This window comes from Streptomyces sp. NPDC059355 (assembly GCF_042752335.1).
In the GTDB taxonomy this organism is placed as follows: domain Bacteria; phylum Actinomycetota; class Actinomycetes; order Streptomycetales; family Streptomycetaceae; genus Streptomyces.
The window spans coordinates 22,132-48,184 of record NZ_JBHYXN010000010.1 but is presented as its reverse complement, the minus strand read 5'-3'; the positions used below and the strand labels follow the sequence as shown (position 1 = coordinate 48,184).

25 protein-coding genes are annotated in these 26,053 nt (G+C 72.4%); 8 read left to right on the top strand and 17 right to left on the bottom strand.

What is annotated here, in order from left to right:
• Positions 1–90 precede the first annotated feature (90 nt).
• Positions 91–510 (top strand): hypothetical protein, encoded by a 420-nt coding sequence (locus ACFXGI_RS12305; RefSeq protein WP_384705346.1) that lies wholly within the window; start codon positions 91–93, stop codon positions 508–510.
• On the opposite strand, the gene ACFXGI_RS12300 is transcribed toward ACFXGI_RS12305, so the two are convergent.
• The 3 genes from ACFXGI_RS12300 to ACFXGI_RS12290 all read right to left on the bottom strand — a co-directional run bounded on the left by ACFXGI_RS12300 (position 507) and on the right by ACFXGI_RS12290 (position 1,944).
• Positions 507–719 (bottom strand): hypothetical protein, encoded by a 213-nt coding sequence (locus ACFXGI_RS12300; RefSeq protein ID WP_384705345.1) that lies wholly within the window; start codon positions 717–719, stop codon positions 507–509. The two genes, ACFXGI_RS12305 and ACFXGI_RS12300, sit on opposite strands and share 4 nt — an antisense overlap.
• Before the next feature lie 72 nt (positions 720–791).
• Positions 792–1,442, bottom strand: coding sequence for a hypothetical protein (locus ACFXGI_RS12295; RefSeq protein WP_384705344.1), 651 nt, complete (start codon positions 1,440–1,442; stop codon positions 792–794).
• Positions 1,443–1,524: 82 nt separating this feature from the next.
• A complete protein-coding gene (locus ACFXGI_RS12290; RefSeq protein ID WP_384705343.1) occupies positions 1,525–1,944 on the bottom strand; it encodes a hypothetical protein in 420 nt (139 codons plus the stop codon).
• A 208-nt stretch (positions 1,945–2,152) separates the two neighbouring features.
• On the opposite strand from ACFXGI_RS12290, the gene ACFXGI_RS12285 reads away from it, so the two are divergent.
• Positions 2,153–3,847 (top strand): DUF885 domain-containing protein, encoded by a 1,695-nt coding sequence (locus ACFXGI_RS12285; RefSeq protein WP_384705342.1) that lies wholly within the window; start codon positions 2,153–2,155, stop codon positions 3,845–3,847.
• 7 nt (positions 3,848–3,854) lie between these two features.
• Here the strand turns inward: ACFXGI_RS12285 and ACFXGI_RS12280 are convergent, their stop codons facing one another.
• The 3 genes from ACFXGI_RS12280 to ACFXGI_RS12270 all read right to left on the bottom strand — a co-directional run bounded on the left by ACFXGI_RS12280 (position 3,855) and on the right by ACFXGI_RS12270 (position 7,976).
• Positions 3,855–5,126, bottom strand: coding sequence for a pyroglutamyl peptidase (locus ACFXGI_RS12280; protein ID WP_384705341.1), 1,272 nt, complete (start codon positions 5,124–5,126; stop codon positions 3,855–3,857).
• A gap of 67 nt (positions 5,127–5,193) precedes the next feature.
• Entirely contained in the window at positions 5,194–6,111 is a 918-nt protein-coding gene (locus ACFXGI_RS12275) for a serine/threonine-protein kinase (protein ID WP_384705340.1), read from the bottom strand.
• Complete coding sequence (locus ACFXGI_RS12270) at positions 6,108–7,976, bottom strand: ABC transporter ATP-binding protein (RefSeq protein WP_384705339.1); 1,869 nt, start codon at positions 7,974–7,976, stop codon at positions 6,108–6,110. The genes ACFXGI_RS12275 and ACFXGI_RS12270 overlap by 4 nt, the downstream gene beginning before the upstream one ends.
• 364 nt (positions 7,977–8,340) lie before the next feature.
• On the opposite strand from ACFXGI_RS12270, the gene ACFXGI_RS12265 reads away from it, so the two are divergent.
• On the top strand, positions 8,341–8,577 hold the full coding sequence (locus tag ACFXGI_RS12265; RefSeq protein ID WP_384705338.1) for a chaplin: 237 nt from the start codon (positions 8,341–8,343) through the stop codon (positions 8,575–8,577).
• A gap of 88 nt (positions 8,578–8,665) precedes the next feature.
• Here the strand turns inward: ACFXGI_RS12265 and ACFXGI_RS12260 are convergent, their stop codons facing one another.
• The gene (locus ACFXGI_RS12260) at positions 8,666–9,922 is read right to left on the bottom strand and encodes an MFS transporter (RefSeq protein WP_384705337.1); all 1,257 of its coding nucleotides are present in this window, start codon (positions 9,920–9,922) and stop codon (positions 8,666–8,668) included.
• Complete coding sequence (locus ACFXGI_RS12255; protein WP_384705336.1) at positions 9,919–11,289, bottom strand: GH1 family beta-glucosidase; 1,371 nt, start codon at positions 11,287–11,289, stop codon at positions 9,919–9,921. The genes ACFXGI_RS12260 and ACFXGI_RS12255 overlap by 4 nt, the downstream gene beginning before the upstream one ends.
• A gap of 171 nt (positions 11,290–11,460) precedes the next feature.
• Here ACFXGI_RS12255 and polX point away from each other — a divergent pair, with 171 nt between their 5' ends.
• Positions 11,461–13,185, top strand: coding sequence for a DNA polymerase/3'-5' exonuclease PolX (gene polX, locus ACFXGI_RS12250; RefSeq protein WP_384705335.1), 1,725 nt, complete (start codon positions 11,461–11,463; stop codon positions 13,183–13,185).
• A 194-nt stretch (positions 13,186–13,379) separates the two neighbouring features.
• Here the strand turns inward: polX and ACFXGI_RS12245 are convergent, their stop codons facing one another.
• Entirely contained in the window at positions 13,380–14,867 is a 1,488-nt protein-coding gene (locus tag ACFXGI_RS12245; protein ID WP_384705334.1) for a monooxygenase, read from the bottom strand.
• Positions 14,868–14,940: 73 nt separating this feature from the next.
• Here ACFXGI_RS12245 and ACFXGI_RS12240 point away from each other — a divergent pair, with 73 nt between their 5' ends.
• Positions 14,941–15,645 carry a TetR/AcrR family transcriptional regulator gene (locus tag ACFXGI_RS12240; RefSeq protein ID WP_384705333.1) on the top strand — a complete coding sequence of 235 codons (705 nt, stop codon included), beginning with the start codon at positions 14,941–14,943 and terminating at the stop codon, positions 15,643–15,645.
• Positions 15,646–15,714: 69 nt separating this feature from the next.
• Here the strand turns inward: ACFXGI_RS12240 and ACFXGI_RS12235 are convergent, their stop codons facing one another.
• From ACFXGI_RS12235 to ACFXGI_RS12215, 5 genes are all read right to left on the bottom strand, one after another.
• Positions 15,715–15,927 (bottom strand): hypothetical protein, encoded by a 213-nt coding sequence (locus ACFXGI_RS12235; RefSeq protein ID WP_384705332.1) that lies wholly within the window; start codon positions 15,925–15,927, stop codon positions 15,715–15,717.
• Positions 15,924–16,340 (bottom strand): hypothetical protein, encoded by a 417-nt coding sequence (locus tag ACFXGI_RS12230; RefSeq protein ID WP_384705331.1) that lies wholly within the window; start codon positions 16,338–16,340, stop codon positions 15,924–15,926. Before ACFXGI_RS12230 ends, ACFXGI_RS12235 begins: the two co-directional genes overlap by 4 nt.
• A gap of 115 nt (positions 16,341–16,455) precedes the next feature.
• Positions 16,456–17,901 carry a sensor histidine kinase gene (locus ACFXGI_RS12225; RefSeq protein ID WP_384705330.1) on the bottom strand — a complete coding sequence of 482 codons (1,446 nt, stop codon included), beginning with the start codon at positions 17,899–17,901 and terminating at the stop codon, positions 16,456–16,458.
• Complete coding sequence (locus ACFXGI_RS12220; protein ID WP_384705329.1) at positions 17,898–18,584, bottom strand: response regulator transcription factor; 687 nt, start codon at positions 18,582–18,584, stop codon at positions 17,898–17,900. Before ACFXGI_RS12220 ends, ACFXGI_RS12225 begins: the two co-directional genes overlap by 4 nt.
• A 111-nt stretch (positions 18,585–18,695) precedes the next feature.
• Complete coding sequence (locus tag ACFXGI_RS12215) at positions 18,696–19,625, bottom strand: DNA-binding protein (RefSeq protein ID WP_384705328.1); 930 nt, start codon at positions 19,623–19,625, stop codon at positions 18,696–18,698.
• Between the two features lie 114 nt (positions 19,626–19,739).
• Between ACFXGI_RS12215 and ACFXGI_RS12210 the strand changes: the two genes are divergently transcribed.
• Together ACFXGI_RS12210 and ACFXGI_RS12205 are read left to right on the top strand one after the other, a co-directional pair.
• Positions 19,740–20,624 (top strand): methylenetetrahydrofolate reductase, encoded by an 885-nt coding sequence (locus tag ACFXGI_RS12210; protein ID WP_384705327.1) that lies wholly within the window; start codon positions 19,740–19,742, stop codon positions 20,622–20,624.
• A gap of 241 nt (positions 20,625–20,865) precedes the next feature.
• On the top strand, positions 20,866–21,567 hold the full coding sequence (locus ACFXGI_RS12205) for an NPP1 family protein (RefSeq protein WP_384705326.1): 702 nt from the start codon (positions 20,866–20,868) through the stop codon (positions 21,565–21,567).
• Positions 21,568–21,964: 397 nt separating this feature from the next.
• Here the strand turns inward: ACFXGI_RS12205 and ACFXGI_RS12200 are convergent, their stop codons facing one another.
• Together ACFXGI_RS12200 and ACFXGI_RS12195 are read right to left on the bottom strand one after the other, a co-directional pair.
• A complete protein-coding gene (locus tag ACFXGI_RS12200; RefSeq protein ID WP_384705325.1) occupies positions 21,965–22,705 on the bottom strand; it encodes a hypothetical protein in 741 nt (246 codons plus the stop codon).
• Positions 22,706–22,862: 157 nt separating this feature from the next.
• Positions 22,863–24,308: a glyceraldehyde-3-phosphate dehydrogenase gene (locus ACFXGI_RS12195; protein WP_363126092.1), complete on the bottom strand. Its 1,446-nt coding sequence runs from the start codon at positions 24,306–24,308 to the stop codon at positions 22,863–22,865.
• Positions 24,309–24,642: 334 nt separating this feature from the next.
• On the opposite strand from ACFXGI_RS12195, the gene ACFXGI_RS12190 reads away from it, so the two are divergent.
• Positions 24,643–25,029 (top strand): hypothetical protein, encoded by a 387-nt coding sequence (locus ACFXGI_RS12190; protein WP_384705324.1) that lies wholly within the window; start codon positions 24,643–24,645, stop codon positions 25,027–25,029.
• Positions 25,030–25,124: 95 nt separating this feature from the next.
• Here the strand turns inward: ACFXGI_RS12190 and ACFXGI_RS12185 are convergent, their stop codons facing one another.
• Positions 25,125–25,946 carry a helix-turn-helix transcriptional regulator gene (locus ACFXGI_RS12185; protein ID WP_384705481.1) on the bottom strand — a complete coding sequence of 274 codons (822 nt, stop codon included), beginning with the start codon at positions 25,944–25,946 and terminating at the stop codon, positions 25,125–25,127.
• Positions 25,947–26,053: the final 107 nt, after the last annotated feature.

Genomic DNA, 26,053 nt, shown 5'->3' with positions numbered 1-26,053 from the left:
AAACGGTCATATTCCCGTCATTGTCCGCGCAAACCAGCGGCGCAGGGTGTGAGGAGACCGGGAACGCACGTGGCAGGTGAGGAGAACGAGATGAAGAGGGGTGCGCTGCGAGCGGCCGTCACCGTGGCGGTGGCCCTGGCCGCCGGGGCCCTGTCCGCGTGGATCGCCGTCGCGGGCGACGGCGACGGGCTGAACGTGACCGCGGCGAGCCGCTTCGCCTCCGGCTACGTGCCGTACGCGGCCGTCGTGCTGCTGGTCTCGGCCACGGCGCCGACGGCGGTGCACGCCGTCCTGCGCGCCGTGCTCTCCCAGCTGCTCATGATCTGGGGCTACTACAGCTACGGCCCGATGATCACCTTCGAGCGGACGCCCACCCAGGCCGTGCACTATGCGCAGGAGTGGGCCACGGTAGCCGTCACGGCCGTCCCGGTGGCGGCGCTGGGCGCGTACGGCCTGGTCCGCGGAGCCCGCAGGCTCGCCGCTCCGCGTCCCCGGCGGGCCTCCGCCTAGGCCACGCCCTGGTCCGGCGACCCCGGTCCGGTCGCCGGGTCCGGAGCACGGCGGGGCAGGCGGTCGCCGGGTCCCGGCCGGGGCCGCGGGCGGACGACGTACTGGTTCTCCACGAGGTGCTCGTACACCTCGAAGTCGACGGACTGCCATCGCCCCATGTCGCCGTGGACGGCCCGGAACTGGGCCGGAGTCGGAGTCGGAGTCGCCACTTTGCTCACCTCCACGTCCTCACCTCCGTGCGGGCACTCATACGACGCTAGAACACTTCGGGATCGCGTGCACTACGTGGTGACGGGCTCCCCGGCGAGACCGGCCGGCTCCAGCGCGCGGTGCATGGCGGGCAGGTCCCAGTCCTCGTCCCGGCCGTCGTTCCCGGCGACCGCGACCAGGGAATCCAGCGCCCGGGGCGCCAGCCGGTACTCCTCGGCGGCCTCCAGGAGCTCCTTCGCGGCCGGGCCGTGGCCGGCCAGCAGGCCGAGGACTTCCCGCCGGTCCGCGAAGCGGTTCATGCCGCAGTCCAGACCGTCGTCCCCGAGGTCCTCCGGGTAGGGGGCGCGGGCCCAGGCGCCGTTCTCGTACCAGTAGACGCAGCCCAGCTCCCAGCCCTCCAGCAGGTCGCGCAGCTTCTCGTACGGGAGCCAGTCCGGTCCCTGCGCCAGCATGTCGACGGCGGGCTCGTGCCATTTGACGCCGCTCGACTCGTCCTCGCCGTAGAGCACGAAGCGGCCCCGGCCCATCCGCCGCAGGGCCCACCACGTGCAGCCGCTGTCGTCGAGACGGAGCGCGGAGCCGTCGATCCAGTGGCCGGTGCGGTGGACGCCGCGGCTCTCCGCCTCGGTCGTCGCCTCCAGTACGGCGACCAACGCCCACCGGGCCCAGAGCAGTTCCGCCGGGGGCAGGTCTCCGGGCCGGCCCGGCCGGTGAATCGTCATGCTGTCCCTGCTCCTCGTGCCGGTGGCGTACGCGTACCGGCACGAGGGTATCCGTCGGAGTCCGGCCGCTGCCGTCACACCGTCAGTGCTTCGCCGTCCGGGAGACGTCGGTGCACAGGGCCCAGATGACGAACACGCCGAGGCCGATCGCGATGATCGACCAGAGTGGCTGGTACGGCAGCCACATGAAGTGCAGGATCACGTACAAGCTGGTCAGAGCGATACCTGCATACCGGCCGGCCTCCCAGCCCTTGAGGATCGCCGCGCCGGCGGCGACGACGAGGATGCCGACGACGAGATGGATCCAGCCCCAGGAGGTGAGGTCGAACTTGAAGGTGTAGGCGCCGATGCGCTGGTACACCTCGTCGTTGGCGATCGCGACGATGCCTTCGATGATGCCGAAGATGCCGGTGACGATCATCACGACGCCGGCGAACATCGTGCCGCCCGCGGCCCAGCCGCTGCTGGTACTGCTCGGCGTGGTACTCGGCGTGCTGCTCATCGCGCCGCCTCTCTCTCGGATGCGGGACCCCGTTCCGAATGCCACATCGGTCCCGTCCCCATCGTGCGCACCACTGCCGCACCCCGCACGTCGGGGCGTGACCGCCCCGCTCGCGGAGCGTGAGCGGGGCGGGCGGCCGGGCGCGGGATACCGGCCAAAGAGACGGGCCCGGGCTTGTCCCGCGGAGGGGCTGGGCAGGGGTCCGGGCATGTTGAGGCCCCAGCGTGAGCTGCCCCGTCAGATCTCCGACGCGCATGTCGACGCCCTCGTCGGGCTCGACCCGATCACCGGCACGTACCTCGGCACCTCCGTCGGCGCCGGCAGACTGCCGGACTTCTCGCCCGACGGGGCCGCCGCCGAGGCCGCGCTCGCGCGCGAGACCCTCGTACGGCTCGCCGGGGGGCACGGGGACTCCGACGTCGAGCGGCGGTGCGCGCGGCTGCTGCGGGAGCGGCTCGACGCGGAACTGGCCCAGTACGAGGCGGGCGAGCACCTGCGCGCGGTGAACAACATCTCCTCGCCGCTGCACCGGGTCCGCAAGGTCTTCGCGGTGATGCCGACCCGTACGCCGCAGGACTGGGCGGCGATCGCGCAGCGGCTGCGGGCCGTACCCGACTGCCTGAGCGGCTACCGGGCCTCGCTGGCCGAGGGCGTGGGGCGCGGACTGGCGGCGGCGCCGCGCCAGGTACGGGCCAACGTGGCGCAGCTGGAGGAGTGGCTGGGCTCCGGGGGCTCCGCCGGCTCCGGGAGCGGTGGCTTCGGCCCGCTGGCCGCCGGTGCTCCGCCGCACCAGCGCGCCGAGGTCGATGCCGCGGCGCGCGCGGCGACCGGCGCCTTCGCGGAGCTGGGGGAGTGGTTCCGGCGCGAGTACGAGGCCCAGGCCACCGGCGCCGGAGCCGAGGACGCCGTTGGGCGCGAGCGCTACGGTCGCTTCGCCCGCTACTGCACCGGCGCGGATCTCGACCTCGACGAGGCGTACGCGTACGGCTGGGAGGAGTTCCACCGACTGCTGCCCGAGATGCGGGCCGAGGCGCAGCGCATCCTGCCCGGCGGGCAGGACCCCTGGGTCGTGCTGGCCTGGCTGGGCGACCACGGCAGGAGCGTCCACGGCGTGGAGGAGACCAGGATCTGGCTCCAGGCCCTGATGGACGAGGCCGCGGCGGCGCTGGACGGGCGGTACTTCGACATCGCCGGGCCGGTCAGGAAGGTCGAGTCCCGCATCGCGCCGGCCGGCGGCGCCGCGGCCCCGTACTACTCACAGCCGTCCCTGGACTTCGCGCGTCCGGGCCGGACCTGGCTGCCCACGCTGGGCCGGACCCGCTTCCCCACGCACAACCTCGTCTCCACCTGGTACCACGAGGGCTTCCCCGGGCACCACCTCCAGCTGGGCCACTGGACGTTCGTCGCGTCCGGTCTCTCCCGCTACCAGACGAACGTGGCCAAGGTCAGCGCGACCACGGAGGGTTGGGCCCTGTACGCCGAACGCCTCATGGACGAGCTGGGTTTCCTCACGGACCCCGCGGACCGGCTGGGCCACCTCGACGCCCAGATGATGCGGTCCGTCCGTGTGGTGATCGACATCGGCATGCACCTGCGGCTGCCCATCCCCGCGCACTCGCCGTTCCGGCCGGGGGAGCGGTGGACTCCCGCGCTGGCGCGGGAGTTCCTCGGCCGCTACTCCGGCCGGCCCGCCGCCTACCTCGACAGCGAGGTCGTCCGCTACCTTGGCCGACCCGCCCAGGCGATCTCGTACAAGCTCGGTGAACGGGCCTGGCTGGAGGGCCGGGAGCGGGCCCGGGCCAAGCAGGGCCCGGACTTCGACCTCAAGCGCTGGCACATGGCCGCGCTCTCGCTCGGCTCGCTCGGCCTGACGGATCTGAGCGACGAACTCGGCTCCCTGTAGGCGGGATTCAGGGGCGGGTGGCGGTGTGCTCCAGGACGGCGCGGACCTCCGCGGTGATCGCGGTCTCGTTGCGCTCGAACTCGGGTCCCGTCAGCAGGCCCGGGTCCGCCGGGAGGCCGGTGAGGACCGGGGTGTGCAGGTGGCCGCCGGGCAGCCCGGGGGCGAGTTCGCCGCGCATGCGGTTGGAGCGGTAGGCCACCTCGTTGGAGAGGTAGCCGCCCCCGCCGCCCTCCACCGCGCGCGAACCCGGCGTCGGGCCGTCCTCGCGGTCCACCGGTCCGGTGGCGCCCGCCGGGATCTCGGTGACGGCCGTGTTGAGCAGCACCGGGTACGGGCTCCGCACGGAGCCGGTCGCGGCCTCGGTCGGGAGCGTGGTCCGGATGAACTCCGCGCCCGGACCGAGACCGGGGGCGGTCACCGGGTGCTCGCGGGTGCCGCCGGAGAGGGAGCCGGTGTTGTCGGGGTACGGATCCGCCGACCGGGACCGGCCCGCCCAGGCCTCAAAGGTGAAGATGCCCGGGTAGCCCTGGCTGATCGTGGTGATGACGTCCGCCGCGCCGGTACCGCCCGTCAGGCGCGGGGCGAAGGCCCGCTCGACGATGCCGCCGTCGAAGTCGGCGTACCGCACCGGCAGGACGACGGCCCGTATCTCGGCGCGGCTTCCGTCGGCGAGGGTGATGCGGCGTCCGTTGAGCTGGAGGGCCGCGGAGCCGGAGGGATTGGCGCGGCGCAGCTCGGTGTCGAGCCCGAAGGGGTCGAAGCCGCTGATGAAGACGTGCCGAACGCCCGCGGGCGTCTGGAAGGCGTTGTCGGAGAGGCCGCGGGAGGCGTCCTCGAAGCGGGTGCGCAGCGCGGCGCGGTCCACGGCGAATCCCGGCTCCCAGCGGGCGAGCGCGGTGGTCATGGCCAGCCGGGTCCAGTACAGCGGGCGGTCGTCCCCGGCCGGGAGGTCGCCGCCAGGCCGCTGCCCCTGGGCGCGGCGCACGGCGGACTGCCAGAGCGCCTCGCCCCAGCCGTCGAGCAGCCGCCCGGCTTCGGCGGGGCCGCGGACCGAGCACAGTGCGGCGGGGAAGCGCCGTACGAAGTCGCCGAACCCGGCGCGTTCGGCGAGCGCGGCGGTCCGCGGGTCCGCGAGCCGCGCCTGCTCGGTGTCGAGGGGGGCGGAGGGCGCCGTACGGCAGGAGGAGGTGTCGTCCGCGTGGGCCGGCGCCGAGACGGCCGCGGGGAGGACGGTGGCAAGGAGGACAGCGAGCGCGGCGGTACGCCGTAAGAGCATCATGCAATGTGACATTACATAGCTGGTGTCGCGCCCCACCAGGCTCTTCTGCCGGTCTGGCCGGTTCCCGTCACCCCGGCCCGGCGGTGTCGCGGCGCCGCCGGCGCAGTGTCGCGTCGAGGGCGGCGGACAGCTCGGGAACCGTCGGCCTGTCCGCCGGATCGGGCCGCAGGCAGCCGTCGACGGCCGCCGCCAGGGCCGCGGGCAGGCGTCGGTGCGCGCAGACCGGCGGGGCCGGCTCCTCGAGCTGGGGGTACCAGTCCGCCGGCCCGCCGTCCGTGGTGCCGCCGAGGGTCCCGTCCACGGTGTCGCCGATGTCGAAAGGGACCTGCCCGGTGGCGAGTTCGTACAGGGTGATGCCGATGCCCCAGACGTCGGCCGCCGCCGACAGGGCTCCGCCGCGGGCCTGTTCGGGGGACATGTAGCCGAACGTGCCCACACCCGGCGGGGCGATGCCGGGTGCGTGGGCGGTGCTGAGGTCGAGCACCTTCGCGTGACCGCACTCCACCACGACGTTCGCCGGCTTCAGGTCCAGGTGCAGCAGGCCCTGACGGTGCAGGTAGTGCAGCGCGGAGCACAGCTGCACGCCCAGGACGGCCACGTCCTCGGCGGCCGCCCGCCGCGGCAGCCGGCCGATGAGGTGCGACAGCGTCTCGCCCGTCAGCGTCTCGAGTACGACGATCGGCTCGGGGGACGCGAAGGTCTCGTACGCGCGGACCAGGTGCGGATGCGTGAAGTGCCGGAGCCAGCGGCCCTCGCGGACCAGCCGTTCGGCGAGCCGCGCCTCGCCGCGGCGGTCGGGGCGCAGCACCTTCACGACGCACCGGCAGTCCCGCTCCTCGCTCCAGGCGTCGTACAGATCGAGCCAGCCGGTGCGGTCCAGGTGGGCCAGCACCTCGTACCCGGGCGCGGGCCTCGTGCCGGGCGCGAGGGGCGGGCCGGGAGACAGGGACGGGCCGGCGGGCCGGGCGGTGGTCGCGAGACTCATGACAGGACCTTCAGCGGGGAGGCGGAGTGGGAGCCGGAGCCGGGCGCGGCGCCGTTCATCCGGTGCAGACGGGCGTAGACCCCGCCCCGTACGAGCAGTTCCTCGTGCGTACCGCGCTCGGCGACCCGGCCCCGGTCCAGCACGACCGTGCAGGTGGCGTCGCGGACGGTCAGCAGGTTGTGGGAGATCACGACCGTGGTCCGCCCGGCCATCAGCCGGCGCAGCGGCTCCATGATCCGGCGGGCCGACTCGGCGTCCAGGCCGGTGGTCGGTTCGTCCAGGAGCAGTACGGGTGCGTCCCTGGCCATGGCGCGGGCGATCGCCAGGCGCTGGGCCTGCCCGCCGGACAGGGTCCGGCCCCGCTGGCCGACGACGGTGTCGTAGCCCTCGGGCAGGAGCCGGATGAACCCGTCGGCGTCGGCCGCGCGGGCCGCCGCGACGATGTCCGCCTCCGTCGCGCCGGGGCGCCCGTACGCGATGTTCTCCCTTACCGTGCCGTGGAAGACGAGTGTCTCCTGCAGCACCACCGCGACGTTCTCGCGCAGTTCGGACAGCCGCAGCTCCCGCAGGTCGGTGCCGTCGAGGAGGACCGCCCCCTCGTCGGGGTCGTAGAAGCGCAACTGCAGCTTGCCCACCGTGGACTTGCCGGCGCCGCTGGCCCCGACCAGCGCCACCGTCGTACCGGGCCGCACGCTGAACGACACCTCGTGCAGGGCCCATCGCGCCGTGCCCGGATACCGGAACGAGACGCCGCGGAACTCGACATTGCCCCGGGCGCGTCCGATCCTCCGGGCACGGGCGGCTTCGACCTCGGCGACCTGCGGGTGCTGGTCGAGCAGCTCGATGATCCGCTCGGCCGACGCGGACGCCGCGTAGAAGGTGTTCGTGAGCTGCGACAGGTCGCGGATCGGGCTGTAGAGGCGGCCCAGCAGGGCGACGAAGACGAGCAGCCCGCCCAGGGTGAGCTGGCCCTGTGCCAGCTTCCACGTACCCAGGCCCATCACGGCCAGCGCTCCGGTCAGTTCGATGACCTCGACGATCGGGCCGTACACGGAGCGGATGCGGGCCGAGACCATCGCCGCGCGGAAGCGGCCCACGCTCTCGCGCTCGAACCGGCTCTCCTCCGTCCCCTGCCGGTTGTACGCCTGCACCAGCGCGATGTTGCCGAGGGACTCCTCGGCTATCGCGCTGATCGAGCCGCTGCGCCGCCTGCGTTCGCGCGAGGCGGCCTTGATCAGCCGGGAGAAGCGCCGCGCCGCGCCCCAGAAGAGCGGCACGATGACGAGCGCGAGGAGGGTCAGGTCCCAGCTCAGGTAGAAGAGCAGCCCGAGGAAGACGCCCAACTGGATCACGTAGTAAAGGGCGTTGGTCACGCCCGAGAGGAGGAACGTCTCGATCGCGTCGACGTCCCCGGTGATGCGTGACAGTACGTCACCCAGCCGTCGCCGTTCGAAGAACCCGAGGGAGAGCCCCTGAACGTGCCGGTAGACATCCGACCGCAGGGCCAGCAGAAAGCGCTCGCCGACCCACGTGGACAGCACGTCGTCGGCGAACGCGAGAACACCCGAGGCGAGGACCAGCCCCAGGTACGCCAGGGCGATCCAGAGGAACGGGCTCAGATCGCGAGGAACGAGGACCTCGTCCACCACGATCTTGAAGAGCCAGATTTCGGCCGCGTCGAGCAGCGGGCCGATCATGCTGAACAGCAGGATCGGGACGAGCCAGCGCCGGCCGCCCCGGGTATAGGGCCAGAACCGGCGGAACGCTTCGCGCGGTGTGACGGGGGGCGCGGCCGCGACGACCGCGTCGGGGTCTTCCGCCACCGACAGCAGCCGCCGCAGGGCATGCCGCGCGACCCGTCCCATGGTGCTTACCAGTTGTTGCCGTGGTGGCCGTTGTCACCGTTGTTGTTGGTGCAGTGACGGCGACGGTGACGGCGCCTCCCGGTGGTGTCGTCACGTCCCGAGGTCATGTCCCTCTTGCCGCGACGCCGGTGCTTTGCGGGAATCAGGTGAGTGAAGATGGCCATGAGTTTTCCTCCATGAGCTGTCTCACTGGAGAGGCTTCCACAGGGGCATACGCTCCAGAGGGCTCGGGAGATTGCCCTTTCCGGAAAAATTCACCTTCCGGAACCGCGGACGGGGCCCACGACCGGGTGAATCGGCCGGGTTCGGGCCGGACTGGTATGGGATGGCCCACGCACATCACTCATTGCGATGGGAGACCCACATGAAGATCCGTACCCTGGTCGCCGGAGCCGCTCTGGTCGTCGGTGCGACGCTGGGCGGCATCGGCAGCGCCTCCGCCGACGCCGGGGCCGAGGGCTACGCCATCGGCTCGCCGGGCATCCTCTCGGGCAACGTGGTCCAGATCCCGATCCACCTCCAGCTCAACGCCTGCGGCAACAGCATCAACCTCATCGGCCTGCTGAACCCGACCGTCGGCAACGTCTGCGTCAACTCCTGATCCACCGTGCCCGCGGTGTCACCGGTCCGTCCGGCGGCACCGCGGGCACGCTTGGTCCCACGGCGCGCCCCGCCGCTCCTTCCAGGGCTTACGGGACCCCGCGGATGCGGCGGACCAGTACCGATCCCGCCAGCGCCAGGGCGCCCGCCAGCGCGTACAGGGCGGTGTACCCGCCGAAGTGCGTGACCACCGGCGCGGCGATCACCGGAGCCAGCACCTGGGGCAGCGCGTTGGCGATGTTGATGACGCCGAGGTCCCGGCCCCGGTCCTGCGCCGTCGGCAGCACGTCCGTCAGCAGGGCGAAGTCCACCGACGTGTAGACGCCGAAGCCGACCCCGAGGACCAGCGAGGCGACGACCGCCCCGGTCCAGGTCTGCCAGACGGCGAGCAGCAGCGTGGCCACCGTGATGACCAGCCCCGACCCGATGACGTAGACCTTCCGGCGGCCGGTGCGGTCCGACCGGACACCGCCGATCACCACCGTGGCCAGCAGGGTGAGCGCGTTGAGCGCCGTCAGGATCAGGACGCCGGTGTCCGCGTCGCCCCCGTAGTGCACCGCGTCGGTCAGGTAGTACAGCAGGTACATCGTGCTGACGGAGTACGACAGGTTCATCAGGAACCGCGTCAACCAGGCCCAGCCGAAGTCGGGATGGCGGCGCGGGTCGATCCAGAAGCCGGTGAGGAAGGTCCGCCACCGGAACACGGGCCGGGCTTCGGGCCGCAGCCGGGTATCGCGACGCATCACCACGTACGGGACGGCCGCGAGCACCGAGAAGGCCGCGCACGCGAGGTACCCGGCGGCGATGCCGCCCGCGACCGTGGCCAGCGCCGTGCCGACCAGGATGCCGCCGACCTGCGAGACCCCGAGCCAGCCGCCGACCAGCCCGCGCCGGCGCGGCGGGACCTGGTCGGGCACGGCGGCGGTGAGCGCGGCGAAGGCCGCGTTGAGGGCCAGTTGGACCAGGCACCAGCCCGCGATGACCACGGCGACGCTCGGAGCCCGGGCGAGGACGAGCAGCCCGGCCGCCCCGCCCAGGGCCCCCGCCACCACCCAGGGGATCCGCCGGCCCACCGAGGCCGTCGTACGGTCCGACAAGGCACCGAAGACCGGGTTCGCGACCATCGAGACGGCCGCCCCCACCCCTGTGACCAGGGCGAGGGTGGCCGCTTTGTGGTCCGGGGTGAGCTGCTCCGCCTGGCGGGCCAGGAGCAGTTGGAGCGGGCCGAACCAGCCGACCCAGACCCCGAGGTTGGCGAGGGACAGCGCGCCCACCCACCGCCCGCCGACCGGGCCCGCGGGATCGGCGGGGCCGACGGCCTTCGCGGCCGTCCCCCCGACGGTCATCTGCCGCCCTTGATCACGTCGCGGTACCAGGCGTACGACTCCTTCGGGGTCCGCTCCAGGGTCTCGTAGTCCACGTGGACCAGCCCGAACCGCTGCCGGTACCCCTCCGCCCACTCGAAGTTGTCGAGGATCGACCAGATGAAGTAACCGCGGACGTCCACCCCCTGCGCCATCGCCCGGTGCAGGGCGGCCAGATGGCCCGCGTGGTAGTCGATCCGGCGGGCGTCGGCGATGCGTCCCGTCACGGGGTCGGGCGTGTCCGCGTACGAACAGCCGTTCTCGGTGATGTACAGCGGCGGCAGCCGGTCGCCGTGACGCTCGCGCAGGGAGACGAGCAGTTCGCGCAGCCCGTCCGGGACCACCGGCCAGCCGAAGTCGGTGTGTTCGCACCCCTCGATCGGCCGGAACGTGAAGGGGAGGTCCGCGGGCATCTCGATGCCGCCGAACTCGCTCGCGGCGGCTGGTTGAGGGGCGCCGACGAGCATCGGGTTGTAGTAGTTGATTCCGTACCAGTCCAGCGGGGCCGAGATCGTCTTCAGGTCCTCGCCCACCGGCCCGGGCAGCAGGGATGCCAGGCCCTCGTCCGGATACGCGCCGGTCAGGACGGGGTCGGCGAAGAGCCGGTTCGTGAGCAGGTCGTACAGCTCGGCCGCGCCGCGGTCCTCCGCGCTGTCGCTCGCCGGCCACACCGGGCTGTGCGAGGCGGCGATGCCGATCTGCCGGGCGCCCGCGGCCCGCAGGGCCTGCACGCCCAGGCCGTGGGCCAGGAGCTGGTGGTGCGCGGCCGGCAGGGCGTCGAAGACGAGGCCCTTGCCGGGGGCGTGCTCCCCGATGCCGTACCCCAGGAGGGTGACCTCGGCGGGCTCGTTGATGGTGATCCACATCGGGACGCGGTCCGCGAGCCGCTCCGCGACCACCGATGCGTACTGCGCGAACCGCTCGGCGGTGTCGCGGTTCAGCCAGCCGCCCTTCTCCTCCAGCGCGAGCGGGGTGTCCCAGTGGAACAGGGTCGGCACCGGGGCGATGCCGGCCGTGCAGAGCGCGTCGACCAGCCGGTCGTAGAAGTCCAGGCCCTTGCGGTTGACCTGCCCGTGGCCGTCCGGCAGGACCCGGGACCAGGACACCGAGAACCGGTAGGCGCCCACGCCGAGTCCGGCCATCAGGGCCACGTCCTCGCGGTAGCGGCGGTAGTGGTCGGTGGCCACGTCCGCGTGCGAGCCGTCCTTGATGCGTCCGGGCTCCTTGGTGAACGCGTCCCAGGAGGAGGGACCCCGGCCGTCGGCGGTGGGCGAACCCTCGATCTGGAACGCCGAGGCGGAGACGCCCCAGAGGAAATCGGCGGGGAACGCGGGTACGGACGCAGTCATACGGGCTCACTTCGGTCGAGGCGTGCGAGGGCGCTGACGGCACACTGTTGGCCCGCGGCGCCCGCCCTGTCAATGGAAAGTGAACAATCCTCAACTTCTGTTTCGAGGGCACTGCCCGCGCCGGTCCCGGTGCGCCGCGCCGGGCCCCGGCGCAAGAGGCACCCTGGAGGCATGGCCAGGGCCAACGAGAAGGTCGAGGCACTGCTGCAGGAGTACGCCGACCTGATCTCGATCAGCGGCGGCGACGCCTTCAAGGCGCGCGCGTACGAGAAGGCCGCCCGCGCCATCGGCGGCCATCCGGCCGATGTCGCCGAGCTGGACGTCAAGGGCCTGCGGGAGATCCCGAACGTGGGCAGGTCGATCGCCGAGAAGGTCGTCGAGTACCTGAGCACCGGGCACGTTCCGGACATCGAGGCGCGCAGGGCCGCCGTCCCGGCCGGGGTGCGGGCCCTGACCGCGATCCCCGGGCTCGGCCCCCGCAAGGCCCACCTCCTGTACGAGGAGCTGGGCGTCTCCTCCGTCGAACAGCTGGAGGAGGCCGTCCGCGAGGAGCGGCTGCGCGACCTGAAGGGCTTCGGCGAGCAGAGCGAGCGGAACATCCTCCACGGCATCTGCGTACTCCGCAACGCCGACGGCCGGATCCTGCTCGGCGCCGCGACGGACATCGCCGAGCAGATCGTCGCCGAGATGGAGCGGATCCCGGGCTGCGTGCGGTGCACGTACGCGGGCTCGCTGCGCCGCATGCGCGAAACCATCGGCGACGTCGACATCCTGGTCGCGGCCGGGAAGTCCGCACCCTTCATGACGGCCCTCACCGAGCTCCCGCTGGTGGCCGACGTCATCGCACACGGAGCGAAGAAGACCTCCGTCCGCACCGCGGCCGGCCTCCAGGTCGACCTGCGCGTCCTGCCGCCCGCCTCCTGGGGAGCGGGACTGCAGTACTTCACCGGGTCCAAGGCGCACAACATCCGCACCCGCGCCCTCGCGGTGCGCCAGGGGCTCAAGCTCTCCGAGTACGGGCTCTTCGACGCGGAGAGCGGCAAGAGCCTCGCCTCGGAGACGGAGGAAGAGGTGTACGCCCGGCTGGGCCTGCCCTGGATCCCGCCGACACTGCGCGAGGACCGCGGAGAGGTCGCGGCCGGGCTGCGGGGCGAACTGCCCGCCCTCGTGGCGCAGGACGACATCCGGGGCGACCTGCACACCCACACCGACCTCACCGACGGACTCGCCTCCCTGGAGGACATGGTGGCCGCCGCCGCGGCGCGCGGCTACGCGTACTACGCGGTCACCGACCACGCGCCGGACCTCGCCATGCAGCGCATGACCGAGGAGAAGATCCTGGCCCAGCGCGAGCAGGTGCGGGCGCTCGACCGCACCGTGCGCGGGATGCGGCTGCTGCACGGCACCGAACTCAACATCGGCCCGGACGGCGGCCTGGACTGGCCCGACGCGTTCCTCGCCGGTTTCGACCTGTGCGTGGCCTCCGTGCACTCCCACTTCGGCCAGAGCCGGGCGGCCATGACCCGGCGCTTCATCCGGGCCTGCGAGAACCCGTACGTCTCGGTCATCGGCCACCCCACCACCCGGCGGATCGGCAGGCGTCCGGGCGTGGACGCCGATTTCGAGGCCGTCTTCGAGGCCTGCGCGCGGACGGGCACCGCCCTGGAGATCAACGCGCATCCGGAGCGGCTCGACCTGGGCGACGAGGACATCCTGCGCGCGAAGCGCCACGGGGTGAAGTTCGCCGTGAACTCGGACGCGCACGCCACCACGCACCTGCCGTACCTGCGCTACGGGGTGGGAACGGCGCAGCGCGGCTGGCTGACGAAGGACGACGTCGTCAACACCTGGCCGTGGACCCGCCTGCAGCGGTTCCTGAAGGGCGAGCGGGCCTGACCCCTCCTGACCTCCTTCAGGGCTGGGCCGTGTCTGGTGCTGCGACCGGAAAGGTTCACCGGGTCACGGCGCCCGGCACGGCCCCTCGCCGCGTTGTCGGACCACGCCAGTACGTCCAGTACGAGCCGTGGCCCTCCGCCTTGCGATGCACCGCACCGAACACCGCGACCCGGCAAACCTTTCCGGCCACAGCACTAGCCGGCCCAGGCGGTGAGCGCCCCGTACCGCTCGGTGCGGCGGGCCGCGGCGGCGGTGGTACGGGTGGCCCAGGCGATGTGCCCGTCGGGACGGACGAGGACCTCGGTCACTCCGTCGAGGCGGGCGTGGCCAGCGGTGGACGAGGTGACCGCCGTGACCCGGTCGGCCCGTCCCTCCCCGGCGTCGAAGCCCTGCCGCTCAGCCAGGTTCAGCAGGACGAAGCGGCCCTCGTGGAGCAGCTCGTACACCCGCGAAGCGGCGGAGCCGGCGATGCTCAGCGGGATGTCCGGCATCCGCGTGCCCACCAGCGGATCGGCGCCGGGGTCGGCGGCCGGGTAGCCGACGCCGAGCGCGGAAACCCGTCCGGCGAGCCGGCGGTTGACCTCCTCGATGCCGAGCAGCTCGTCGAACAGTTTGCGCAGGGCGGTGGCCGGCCGCCGGTACGAGGGGACGAGCGCCAGCTCCGCCAGCAGGGTCTGCACCTCGGTGTTCTCGGTGACCGCCGCGCCCACCGGGTGCCGCTCCTCGTGGTAGGTGTCGAGGAGCCCGGGCGGCGCCCACCCGCGGATCTCGGCGGCCAGCTTCCAGCCCAGGTTCATCGCGTCCTGGAGCCCGGTGTTGAGCCCTTGGCCGGCCGCGGGGAAGTGGATGTGCGCCGCGTCCCCGGCCAGCAGCACGCGGCCGGACCGGTAGCGCTCGGCGAGCCGGGTGGCGTTGCCGAACCTCGACAGCCAGCGGGGCCGGTCCACCCCGCAGTCGCTCCCGCAGATCCGGATCAGGGACTCGCGGAACTCCTTGAGCGTGACGGGCTCGCCGACAGGTGTCCGCATCCGCTCCGGGTCGATGAGGACGAACCGGGTCAGGCCGCCCTCCAGCGGAACGGCCAGCGCGCCTTCGGCCCGGATCCGCCCGAGGCTCTCGGGGTCGGCCACCGCGAAGTCGCCGAGGACGCCGGTCAGCGTCCCGTCCGTGCCCGGGAAACCGATGCCCGCCTCCTGCCGCACGATGCTGCGACCGCCGTCGCACCCGACCGCGTACGAGGCGCGTACGGTCTCGGACCCGTCGGGACCGCGTACCCCGACCTCCACGCCGTCCGGGTCCTGGCGCAGCCCGGTGGTCTCGCGCCCCCGGTGGATCTCCACGCCGAGCTCGCGCGCCCGTTCCTCCAGCAGGGCCTCCGTACGGGCCTGGGCCAGGAACAGGGTGTACCCGTGGCGGCTGTCCAGGGCGCCGAAGTCCAGCCGGGTGTCGAGGCCGGCGAAGTGCCAGCCGGGAACGGTCCGGCCGAGGGCGAGGAAGCGGTCGGCCAGCCCGCGCTGGTCCATGAGCTCGACGCTGCGCGGGTGCAGGGTCAGCGCCCGTGAATCGGGCTGCGGAGTGTCCCGCCGCTCCACGATCCGGGTCCGTACGCCGGCCAGCGCGAGCTCGCAGGCGAGCATCAGGCCGGTCGGCCCGGCGCCCACGACGATCACATCGGTGTCCATCGGCTGCCTCTTCTCGATCTTCCCTATTTAGTGAACAGCGTTCACGTGAACGCTGTTCACTATAGTGGGGTCCATGAGCGCACCGTCAACCCCGCCCGCCGCCGCCGACACCCGCCCGCCGGCCCGGGGCAGGCCGCCGCGGCTGGACCAGACCCGTACCGTCGAGGCCGCCCTGGTGCTGCTGGACGCATCCGGACTGGACGCGCTCACCATGAGGCGGCTGGCCGACGCGGTGGGAGTCCAGGCCGGGGCGCTCTACCGGCACTTCGCCACCAAGCAGGACCTGCTCACCGCAATGGCCGAGCGGATGCTGGAGGGCTGCTCCGCCCCACCCTCGGACCCCGACTGGAGCGGACGCCTGACCGCCCTGGCCCGTCGTATGCGCACGGCGCTCCTCGCCCATCGCGACGGGGCGCGGGTCTACGCCGGAACCCACTCGACCGGCGCGAACACCCTCGGCTTCGCCGAGACCTTCATCGGGGTCCTGAGCGAGGCGGGCTTCGGCCCCCAGGAGGCGGCGCGCACCGCGCTGACCGTCGTCCACTACACCGTCGGCCACACCCTGGAGGAGCAGGCCGCCCTCCAGCCCGGAGATCAGGGCCCCGCGGACCCCGGGCAACTCCGGGAGGCGGTGACTGCGGGGGGCTTCCCGCACCTCACCGCGGCCCTGCCGGTGCTGACCGGCGCCGATTTCACGGCCCAGTTCGAGTTCGGCCTGGGGTTGCTGCTCCAGGGGCTGCGCGCCCTGCACCGGGCCGGGTCCGGGCCCGCCGCCTGAAAACGGATCCGGCCCGCCCCCGTGGCGGGGGCGGGCCGGGCGTGCGCGGGTGGGTCGGCGCGGGGTGGGTCAGTTGTTCTGCGTGGCGTCGGTGTCCGCCCGGGCGGCCGCGCTCTCGGCGTCGTCCAGCTTCTGCTGCATGTCCTTGACCGTGGCGTCGTCGGCCGTGCCGGCCGGCTTGGCGGTCGCGCCCGGCGTGCAGCCGGTGAGCAGCAGTGCCGTCGCCGCGGCCAGGGTCGCGAGGGCCGCGGCGGCGCGGCGGGGCACGGCCATCCGGGTCACTTGGACTCCTGCGCGGAGCACCAGGTGCTGACGGCCTTCAGGTCGTCCTGCCGCTTCTGGAGGGTGGGCAGCAGGCTCTTGCGGAAGGTCAGGCGGTCGTTGAGGTAGGTGTGCACCTCGGTGTGGCCGGCGGTCTGGGCGTTCGCGACGCGCTGCTCCAGCCGTGCGACGGAGCCGAGGACGGTGGCGTCGCCCTTGAGCCGGTCGATGGCCGTGCTGACGCGGGTCTCCGTCTTGGGCAGGCGCTTGCAGATCGCCTTGGCGCCGTCGCCCTTCGGTGCGGACTTGGCGGTCTTCGGCGAGGCGGGGGCGGGACTGGCGGACTCGGCCTGCGCGGGAGCGGCGGAGATCAGGGCGCCGGCCAGCGCGAGGGCGCCGATCGCGGCGGCGGCGGTCCTACGGTTCGGGAGCATGGCTGTATCCCCTTCGGTGTGAACGGGCCGGCTCACAGGCGGCCGACCGGTCAGGACGGTAGGGGGTGTCTTTGTGGAATCTTTGTGAGTCCACGAGGGCCTCCGGCCGCAGCCCTCAGTCGCCCCGGGAGATCCAGTCGCGCCGCATCGGCAGCCGCAGGGTCGGGGCGTCCGCCGCCGACAGGGGCAGGCGCACCTCGAAGCGGGTGCCCGTGCCGCCGGGCGGCGTCCCGATCACGACGGAGCCCCGGTGCAGCGCGGCCTGCTGGGCGACCAGGGTCAGCCCGAGCCCGGAGCCGGGGCTGCCGGGGCGGTGGTGGAAGCGCCGGAAGACGGCCTCCCGGTCACCGGGCGGGATGCCCGGCCCCGCGTCGTCCACGGTGAGCACCGCGTACCCGCCCTCGGCGTGCAGCCGTACCGCGATCCTGGGCGGCTCGTCGGGCGCTCGTCCGTGCACCACCGCGTTGCCCAGCAGGTTGGCGAGCAGGATGGTCAGCCCGGCATCCCAGCCGAACACCCGCAGTTCCGGCGGGAGTTCCACATCCATGCGCGCCTCGGGATGGCGGCGGGCGGTCTCTCCGGCCACGGTGTCCACCAGCTCGGACAGGTCGAGCGGGGCGAAGGCGGACACCTCCACCAGATCGCCCCGGGCGAGCATCCGCAGGGCCGTGAGCAGGTCCAGCAGCCGGGCGTGGTCGCGCTGCAAGTCCCGTACGATCTCGGCCCGTTCGGTGGGGGAGAGGTCGGGGTGGGCGGCCAGGACGTCCAGGTCGGTCCGCATGCTCATCAGCGGGGTGCGCAGCTCGTGCGAGGCGGCGGAGGAGAACGAGCGTGCGGTGTCCAGCGCCTGCGCCGTGCGGGCTGCCTGCTCCTCGTACCTGGCCAGCAACTGGCCTATGGCGCAGGACAGTTCGTCCACCTCGGCGATGTTCACGGGCGCGCTGGCGAAGGCGGCCGCGCCCGCGCCCGGGTCGAGTGCGGCGGCCCGGCGGCTCAGCCTTCGTACGGAGGCGGTGGCGCGGCCGGCCAGCCCGTACGCGAGCAGCCCGGAGACCGGCGCAGCCAGCAGGGCCACCAGCAGGACCCGGCGGCGCACGGCGACGACCTGCGGGTCGGCGGCCGAGGCCGGGGTGAACAGCCAGAGCGTGCCCGGGGCGGGACCTGCCACCGGGACGGTCAGCACCCGCCAGGCGCGGCCCTTGGCCCGGACGGTGACCGGCCCGTCCGGGGTCCGATCCGGCAGCCGCACCGGGTCGGCGGGCTGCGGGCCGCCCTCCAGGACGACGGATCCGTCCGCCGTACGGACGCGGATGCCGGCGTCGAGGACGTCGCCGAGCACCTTGCGGTGCTGGTTCTGCTCCACCTTCGGCTTCCCGTTGCGGTCCGCCGTGAGCAGGGTCTTGACGTCCGGGAGGACGGCGGAGGCCCGGTCCTGGAGCCGGGTGTCCTGCTGCTGGTGCAGATCGCGGCTGACCAGCCCCAGCACCAGCAGCCCCGCGGCGAGCACCAGCAGGGGCACCACGACCGTCACCGAGAGGGCGATGCGGGCGGCGAGTTTCACGATCCGCCCTCCCGGGCCCCGGGGACGCGCAGCACGAAGCCGACGCCGCGCACGGTGTGGATCAGGCGCGGGCGGCCGCCCTCCTCCAGCTTGCGGCGCAGATAGCTGACGAAGGTGTCGACGGCGTCGCTGCGGACCTCGAAGTCGTAACCCCACACCCGGTCCAGCAGCCGGTCCCGGGTGAGGACGATCCCGGCGTTGCGCACCAGCTGGAGGAGGAGCTCGAACTCACGCCGGGTGAGGTGGAGTTCGGCCTCCCCGTGATGCACCTGGCGGCGGGCCTCGTCGATCACGAGCGGACCGGCGCGCAGGACGTCGGATGCGGGCTCGGGGGCCGGGCGGCGCCGCAGGAGGGCGTGCAGGCGCAGGACCAGCTCCTCCAGGGCGAAGGGCTTGACCAGGTAGTCGTCGGCGCCGACCTGCAGCCCGGCGATCCGGTCCGCGACCTCGTCCAGGGCCGACAGCATCAGGACGGGAGTCTCGTCGCCGCGGGCGCGCAGGCCGCGGCAGACCTCGGTGCCGGTCAGGCCGGGCATCGAGACGTCCAGTACGAGGACGTCCGGGGTCCGGTCGGCGACCAGCGCGAGTGCGGCGGGCCCGTCCTCGGCGAGCAGTACGGTGAAGCCGCTGAGCCGCAGCCCGCGTTCCAGGGAGCGGCGGATGGCGGCATCGTCGTCCGCCACCAGTACCCGTCCGGTGGGTGTACCGCCTGACGTACTGCCGGACGCACTGCCGATGCCGGTCACAATGCCCTCCTCGCGCACGGCCCCGTCACGGAGGCCGGGGCGACCATCTCACGGCCGCCGGACCGCCCGGAAGGCGGGGTGCGGGGGACGGGTCCGGCCGGTCTCCTTCCGGAGGGCCGCCGCGAGGTGCCCGCTCGTGTCGCGCAGCGCGCGGGGTACGCGGGGGCCGTGCCCGATGGTGCGGGTGGTGCGCGCCAGGGCGTTCAGGGCGCGGACGGAGCCGATGTCCGGGACGGAGTCGGCCAGGCCGGACAGCCGGGCCTCCGTCTCGCGCCAGGCGCCGGCCCGGGCGAGCACGGAGGCCAGCTCGGTGGAGAACAGCGACCGGTAGGCGGGTGCGTCGCCCGCCGCCGTCGCCTCGTGGAGCAGCTCCGCGGCCCCGTCCGCGTCCCCCAGGTCGGCGAGGACGAGCCCGTGGTGGCCGTCGAGTTCCGACCGGTCGAACCACCAGGTCCAGGACGGATCGCGCTCGCCGGGCCCGTCCGCGAGGAGGTCCCGGGCCGCGGCGAGGGAGCGCAGCGCCCGCCGGCCCTGCCGGAGCCGGGCGCGGGCGCGTGCCTCCCGTACGTGGAAGACGGCGGCCACCCTCGCCGGGAGGTCCCGGCCGGCCAGCACGGACGACGAGATGCGCAGCGACTCGGCGGGGCGCCCGAGGTGCTCCTCCTGCAGGCACAGCACGGACAGGACGAGCAGCTCGACGGAGGCGGCCCCCTCGGGGAGGGCGGGGGCCAGGGCCAGTGCGCGGAGGCTGAGCCGCCGTGAGATCCCGTGCCGCTCGGCGTCGAAGAGGATCCAGGCGGCGACCTGTAAGAGCTCCATCAGCGCGGACCGCCCGGCTGCGCCGTGCCCGACGACCGCGCGGGCTTCGACGGATGCGACGGATGCGACGGCTCGCAGGGCCGCCGGTGCGGCCCGGCGGGCCCCCGCCGTACGATCCGTCTCGAGGAGCTCCGCGGTCAGTGCGGTGACGTGTTCCATGGTCCAAGCCTGCGGCCTTTCCGGACGCGGCGGACGGTGGCGTCTGCGCACCCGGCATGATGGTGGCCGAGAAGCCGCCGATGCGGCGCCACCCGCCACCCCAGGAGGAGCGGCATGTCCGCCCGGCCCACGCCGTATCCCGAACGCCCCGCGCAGGCCCCGGTCATCGGGGGCGGCCTCGCGGAGCTCCTGCGCAGGGTCCGCTACGAGGTCCTGCCGGCGAAGGCCACCGAGGACAAGGTCCTGGCGCACGTCCCGGCCGACGTGCCGGTCACCGTCACCGCCTCCCCGGCCAAGGGCATCGGCCCGACCCTGGACCTCGCCACCCGCCTGGCCGGGCACGGCTACCGGGTCGTCCCGCACCTCCCGGCCCGGCAGATCACCGACGCCGGCCACCTCGCGGACGTGGTGGAACGGCTGGTCGCCGCCGGCATCGAGGACGTCTTCGTACCGGCGGGCGACGCCGACCCGCCGGCCGGGGAGTACGACGCGGCCCTGCCCGTACTGCGCCGGCTCGGCGAGCTGGGCAGCCCGTTCGCACACGTCGGCATCACCGGGTACCCGGAGAGCCATCCCCTCATCTCCGACGAGGTCACCGTGCGGGCGATGGCCGACAAACAGCCGCACGCGACGTACATCGTCAGCAACCTGTGCTTCGACCCGGCGACCCTGCGGCAGTGGCTCGTACGGGTACGGAGCCGGCAGATCGTGCTGCCCGTGCACGTCGGTGTCGCCGGTCCCGTCGAGCGGGCGAAGCTGCTGTCGATGGCGACGAAGATCGGCGTGGGGGAGTCGGCCAAGTTCCTGACCCGGCACCCCTCGTGGTTCCTGCGCTTCGCGGCGCCCGGCGGCTACTCGCCGGAGCGGCTGCTGCGGCGCAGCGCCCCCGCGTTCGGTGCGCCCGGGTCCGCGGTGGCCGGCCTGCACCTGTTCACGTTCAACCAGATCGCCGAGACGGAGCGCTGGCGCCGCGCGATGCTGGACCGTATCGGCGGCTGAGCGGGATGGCCGTACATCTGGAATTCGCCTGACTCGACCCGGACTCGAACGCTGCCCGGCTAGCGTTCGCCCCGGTGCCCGGATCCACATGTACAGGTCAGGAGATGATGTGCGCAGCCTGCTGTCACCGACGAGGACGATGAACGAAGCGGCCGCTGCCCGGGGCTCCCGCCCCCGGCGGCGACGGGCCGGACTCCGCCGGGCCGCGACGACCGCGGGACTCGGGGCCGCGGCAATCGTGATGGCCCTTCCCGCCGTCGCCGTCGCGGACGTGATACCGGCCCTGCCGCAGAACGCGGACGGCCTCGAACAGACCTTCTCGCCCGCCTTCGACTACGACGGGGACGGCTGCTACGCCACCGCCGCGATCAGCGCCGGCGGGGTGCTCAACCCCGGTCTCAAGCCGGGCGGAGCGGTGAACGGCCACTGCCGGGACCTCGTTCAGCTGCAGAACTCCAACACGTACTCCCGCGCGAAGTGCAACAACGGCTGGTGCGCCGTCATGTACGCGGGCTACTTCGAGAAGGACCAGGCCACGCTCGGCCCCGCGGCCATCGGGCACCGGCACGACTTCGAGCACGTGGTGGTCTGGATCAAGGACAACGAGGTCCAGTACGTGTCGACTTCGCAGCACAGCGGGTGGAAGTGGTACCCGCGCTCGCAGGTCCGGTTCGACGGGACCCACGCCAAGGTCGTCTACCACAAGGACGGCGTCTCGACGCACTTCTACCGCCTGGCCAACGGCAACGACGAGCCCGCCGAGAACCACACCGGCAACTGGTTCCACCCGCGCCTCGTCGGCTGGAACGGCTACCCGGCGGGCCTGCGCGACAAGCTCATGAACGCCGACTTCGGCTCGGCCACGATCAAGATCTCCGACAGCCGCTTCAACGACGCCCTGAACGCCTCGAAGCCCCCGATCCCCTTCAACCCCTACGCGTGACGGAACGTGACGGAGCCCGGGAGCATATCCAGCTCCCGGGCTCCAGCTTGCCACCCAATTGCGCACACCGGCGGCGTTTAAGAGTCGCGGATCATTCTGAGATCGACGTGTTCTGCCTTTGAACTACCGCGCCACGAGAGAGGCGCAGAGGGGACTTGAACCCCCATCCGTCGATGATCGTCCGCGCTCGGTCGATCCGGTGTTCGGCGGCGAATGCTGAGACTGGAGCGAGAATCTGAGTTTCACGGGGCCGCCTCTTCCGGATTGGGCCACCCCGGCACGTGTGCCGGGGGAGGGATTCGAACCCCCAACTGACACCCCTTGGTCAGCTTCAACATCAGTTTCAGCTTTGCGCTTCGCGCGCACCCCCTCGCTCGCACAAGGGGCGATCTTGAGGCTACCGGAACAGGTAGCCGAACACCGCGTCCCCGACCCGCTGGTCGGTGACCTCGGTGCCGTTGGCCTCCTCGCGGGCGAACTTGACCGCCTGCTGGAGCCTTTCGACCCGGTCGAGGAGCTCGTTGACCCGGCGGGCCGGCAGTGCGCCGGAGAACTTCACCGTCGTCCAGTAGCCGACCGGGACGTCCTCGTAGTACACCTCGACCTGGGCCGGGTGCTTCTCCGTGGCCTCGGCCTTCACGTGGTTGCGGGGCACCTTCTTGGTGCGGATCGTGCGGATCGTGCGGACCGGGTCGGTCTTCCACGAGTCCGTGGACGGGGCGAGGTTCCAGGCCTCCGACGCGTCCAGCACCGGCAGCTTGCGTACGAACGTGTGCAGGTCGGTGAGCTGCTTCTCAAGGAACAGCAGGTACGGGACCGGCACTTGGGGCAGCAGGACCGTTCCGTCGACGACGACGTCCGCGGCCGCCGTGCGGTTCGCCCAGTCCTTCGTCGCCGTCACGTCGAACAGCCGCGTCAGCGTCCCCGCCATCGCGCGCAGTACGTCCTCCGCCTTGATCTGCACCCGCGTGGACTCGGGCGGCAGCTGCTCGCCCTCCTCGTCCTTGGGCTGGTACGTCCGGGAGATGCCGGCGAGCAACGCGGGCTTCTGGACGTCCTGATGGGCTTGGGTGAGTTCCTGGAGAGACTTGGACTTGACGCCCTTCTCCACTGCGATGATCTGATTCAGCTTCGGCACACGAGGAACGTAACAGCACAACAGTCCACCGCACACCTGGGTTTCGGCGCCGCGCGCTCGCCCCGCGCCCGCCCCGCCCACGCGCACGCGCACGGCCCGCCCCGCCGCCGGAGTGGGCGGTGGAACGGGCCGTGAGCGGAACCGGGGTGCGACGAGATCAGACCGCCGGGGACGGGTACGTCGGGTACTCGACGCCGGAGACGTGCTGGACGACCCGGATGACCTGGCACGAGTAGCCGAACTCGTTGTCGTACCAGAGGTAGAGGATCGCGTTGTCGCCGTCGACCTTGGTGGCGCCGGCGTCGACGATCGAGGAGTGGCGCGAGCCCACGAAGTCCATCGACACGGCGTCGGGCGCGGTGGTGAAGTCGATCTGGCGCTTCAGCGGGGAGTTCAGCGAGACGTCGCGGAGGTAGTCGAGGACTTCCTCGCGGGTCGTCTCACGGCCGAGGCGCAGGCTCAGGATCGCGATCGAGACGTCCGGGACGGGGACGCGGATCGAGCTGCCGGTGATCGGAGCCTTGAGGTCCGGCAGCGCCTTGGCGACGGCCGAGGCGGCACCGGTCTCGGTGATGACCATGTTCAGCGGCGCGGAGCGGCCGCGGCGGTCGGCCTTGTGGTAGTTGTCCAGAAGGTTCTGGTCGTTGGTGAACGAGTGGACGGTCTCCACGTGGCCGCGCAGCACGCCGTACTCGTCGTCCATGGCCTTCAGCGGCGGGACGATCGCGTTGGTGGTGCAGGAGGCGCAGGACAGGATCTGCTCGTCCGGCTTGATCGTGTCGTGGTTGACGCCGTGGACGATGTTCGGGACGTCGCCCTTGCCCGGAGCGGTCAGGACGACCTTGTCGATACCGGGGCGCAGGTGGTTGGAGAGGCCCTCGCGGTCGCGCCACTTGCCGGTGTTGTCGATGAGGATGGCGTCCTTGATGCCGTACGCCGTGTAGTCGACCTCGCTCGGGTCGTTGGCGTAGATCACCTTGATCGCGTTGCCGTTGGCGATGATCGTGCTGCTCGCCTCGTCGACCGTGATCGTGCCCTGGAACTGGCCGTGGATGGAGTCCCGGCGCAGCAGCGAGGCGCGCTTGACCAGGTCGGCCTCGCCGCCCCCGCGGACGACGACGGCGCGCAGGCGCAGCCCGTTGCCGGAGCCGGCCTTCTCGATCAGCAGGCGGGCGACGAGGCGGCCGATGCGGCCGAAGCCGTACAGGACGACGTCGCGGCCCTCGCCGCGCTCGATCTTGTTGGCGCCGGTGGCCCCGGCGACGGCCTCGGCGGTGAAGCGCTCCACGGACAGGCCGCGGTCGTCGGCCTTGTAGGTGGCGGCGAGCATGCCGATGTCGATCTGGGAGGGGCCCAGGTCCAGCGTGGTGAGCGCCTGCAGGAACGGCAGGGTCTCCGTGACGGAGAGCTCCTCGCCGGCTATCTGACGGGCGAATCGGTGGGTCTTCAGGATGCTGACCACCGACTTGTTCACCAAGGAGCGGCTGTGCAGCAGGATCGTCACGTCCTGCTCGCGGTGCAGCTTCCCGATGATCGGGATCATCGACTCCGCGATCTCCTCGCGGTTTTTCCAGTTGGTGAACGAGTCGTCATTGACAGTCACAGGTTTATCTTTCGAGCTAGGCGGCGCTCACATGCTAACCCCACGCCACTTTGGACACTCAAGGGGTACCGTCGGAGCATCCTTTTGTGGCTATCTGTCGGATTTGCGCTTGGGTGATCCTCCGAGTGCCCCGCGCGCTCGCGAAAGAGGGCGGAAGGGGAGGGCGGGGGAGGAGCGAGAGGGCGGCATCCCGTCGCGGAGGCCGACGGGCCGTCCGGGGGGCGCAGGGGTGAAGACGTACCAATCATGACAGGTCAGAGGCCGTTTTCGTAGGACCGAGGGCACAGCCGATTGCCCTTGTTCGGGCCCCTGTGCGGCTTTGAGAATCAGCGTCATGAATCACTCGGCGAACATCAATCACGACTCAGTCCTCCGAGCCCGGGTCGCCCTCCTCGGATCGGGGAAGCCGTCCGTCCGCGAGCGGGTCGCGGCCTACCGCGTCCTGGTCCAGGTCAGCCCCCTGGCCTACCTGCCCCTGCTGTCCGCCGCACTGTGGAAGTACAGCCGTTACGAGTTCGCCCACCAGCCGGAGATCGCGCTGGCCCTGCGCGCCGAGTCCGTCGCCGCCGCGCGGCGCATGTGCACGCTGGAACCCGGCTGGAGCGATCTCCTCGTCACCGCACTGACCAACCACCGGGAGCTGTTGATCCTCATGGACCGGAGGGAAGAGCTGCGCGCGGTGGAGGAAGAGCTCGTGCGCGTGGCGTCCGGCGAGCGGTAGCCGGCCGCTGCGGTGCCCGGCCGGCCGGCCGGCCGGCCGCCCGTCCGGCCGGGCACGCGCGTACGCTGGCGCCGCCCGGCCGGGACCGTACGGCGTCAGCCGGCGATCGGGTACATGCTTCCCCGGCGCCCCTCCGCCGAGGTCAGCCACTCCAGCTTCTCCGCCGTGTCGGTGGCCGGCAGCGGGGTGTGCAGCACGATCGAGAGGTCGGGGCGGGCCGGTACGCGCAGCTGCGTCGACTCGACGAACAGCGTCCCCACGACCGGGTGCTCGATCTCCTTCCGGAGCTGGCCGCCGGGCTGGACGTCCCGCTGGTCCCACAGCGCGGCGAACTCGGGGCTGAGCTCCCGGGCCTCCTCGATGACCGCGCGGAACCCCTCGTCCTCGGGCCATTCCGAGCTCGCGGCCCGGTACTGGGCGACCACGTTGCAGGCGATGTCCGCCCAGTGCGGCGAACGGGCCTTGTAGATCGGGTCGGTGAAGAACGCGATGAGACAGTTCTGCACGATCTCCGGTCGCATGCCGAGCACGAGTGCGGCCGCGTCGTTGTAGAGCACGGTGTTCCAGTACACGTCCATGATGTGCGCGGGGAACGGCATCCATGCGTCGATCAGCCGCTTCAGCCCCTGGCACATGTCCCGGTCGGCAGGGGCGACTTCGAGCGCGGGCGGGTTGAGCCCCGCCAGTACGTACAGGTGCCGGCGCTCGGCGCTGGACATCTTGAGGACCCGCCCCACCGAGTCGAGGACCTGAGGGGACACCGTGATGTCGCGGCCCTGTTCCAGCCACTGGTACCAGGACACCCCGACCCCCGCGAGCACGGCGACCTCCTCCCGGCGCAGCCCCGGGGTGCGGCGGCGGGCCCCGCCGTCGGGCAGGCCCGCCTCGACGGGGGTGACCCGCGCCCGTCTGCTCATCAGGAACTCGCGCAGCTCGGAACGGCGGTGCTTGTCGATCGGTGTAGCCACTCACTCCCCCTGTCGGCTGCCTGGTGGTGCCACCAACAGGATAAGTTCCCACTCTC

Coding starts and splice junctions, on each gene's coding strand:
- ACFXGI_RS12305 (WP_384705346.1), top strand. CDS start 91: ATGAAGAGGGGTGCGCTGCGAGCGGCCGTCACCGTGGCGGTGGCCCTG.
- ACFXGI_RS12295 (WP_384705344.1), bottom strand. CDS start 1,442: ATGACGATTCACCGGCCGGGCCGGCCCGGAGACCTGCCCCCGGCGGAA.
- ACFXGI_RS12290 (WP_384705343.1), bottom strand. CDS start 1,944: ATGAGCAGCACGCCGAGTACCACGCCGAGCAGTACCAGCAGCGGCTGG.
- ACFXGI_RS12285 (WP_384705342.1), top strand. CDS start 2,153: ATGTTGAGGCCCCAGCGTGAGCTGCCCCGTCAGATCTCCGACGCGCAT.
- ACFXGI_RS12280 (WP_384705341.1), bottom strand. CDS start 5,126: ATGATGCTCTTACGGCGTACCGCCGCGCTCGCTGTCCTCCTTGCCACC.
- ACFXGI_RS12275 (WP_384705340.1), bottom strand. CDS start 6,111: ATGAGTCTCGCGACCACCGCCCGGCCCGCCGGCCCGTCCCTGTCTCCC.
- ACFXGI_RS12270 (WP_384705339.1), bottom strand. CDS start 7,976: ATGGGACGGGTCGCGCGGCATGCCCTGCGGCGGCTGCTGTCGGTGGCG.
- ACFXGI_RS12265 (WP_384705338.1), top strand. CDS start 8,341: ATGAAGATCCGTACCCTGGTCGCCGGAGCCGCTCTGGTCGTCGGTGCG.
- ACFXGI_RS12260 (WP_384705337.1), bottom strand. CDS start 9,922: ATGACCGTCGGGGGGACGGCCGCGAAGGCCGTCGGCCCCGCCGATCCC.
- ACFXGI_RS12255 (WP_384705336.1), bottom strand. CDS start 11,289: ATGACTGCGTCCGTACCCGCGTTCCCCGCCGATTTCCTCTGGGGCGTC.
- polX (WP_384705335.1), top strand. CDS start 11,461: ATGGCCAGGGCCAACGAGAAGGTCGAGGCACTGCTGCAGGAGTACGCC.
- ACFXGI_RS12245 (WP_384705334.1), bottom strand. CDS start 14,867: ATGGACACCGATGTGATCGTCGTGGGCGCCGGGCCGACCGGCCTGATG.
- ACFXGI_RS12240 (WP_384705333.1), top strand. CDS start 14,941: ATGAGCGCACCGTCAACCCCGCCCGCCGCCGCCGACACCCGCCCGCCG.
- ACFXGI_RS12230 (WP_384705331.1), bottom strand. CDS start 16,340: ATGCTCCCGAACCGTAGGACCGCCGCCGCCGCGATCGGCGCCCTCGCG.
- ACFXGI_RS12215 (WP_384705328.1), bottom strand. CDS start 19,625: ATGGAACACGTCACCGCACTGACCGCGGAGCTCCTCGAGACGGATCGT.
- ACFXGI_RS12210 (WP_384705327.1), top strand. CDS start 19,740: ATGTCCGCCCGGCCCACGCCGTATCCCGAACGCCCCGCGCAGGCCCCG.
- ACFXGI_RS12205 (WP_384705326.1), top strand. CDS start 20,866: ATGGCCCTTCCCGCCGTCGCCGTCGCGGACGTGATACCGGCCCTGCCG.
- ACFXGI_RS12190 (WP_384705324.1), top strand. CDS start 24,643: ATGAATCACTCGGCGAACATCAATCACGACTCAGTCCTCCGAGCCCGG.
- ACFXGI_RS12185 (WP_384705481.1), bottom strand. CDS start 25,946: ATGAGCAGACGGGCGCGGGTCACCCCCGTCGAGGCGGGCCTGCCCGAC.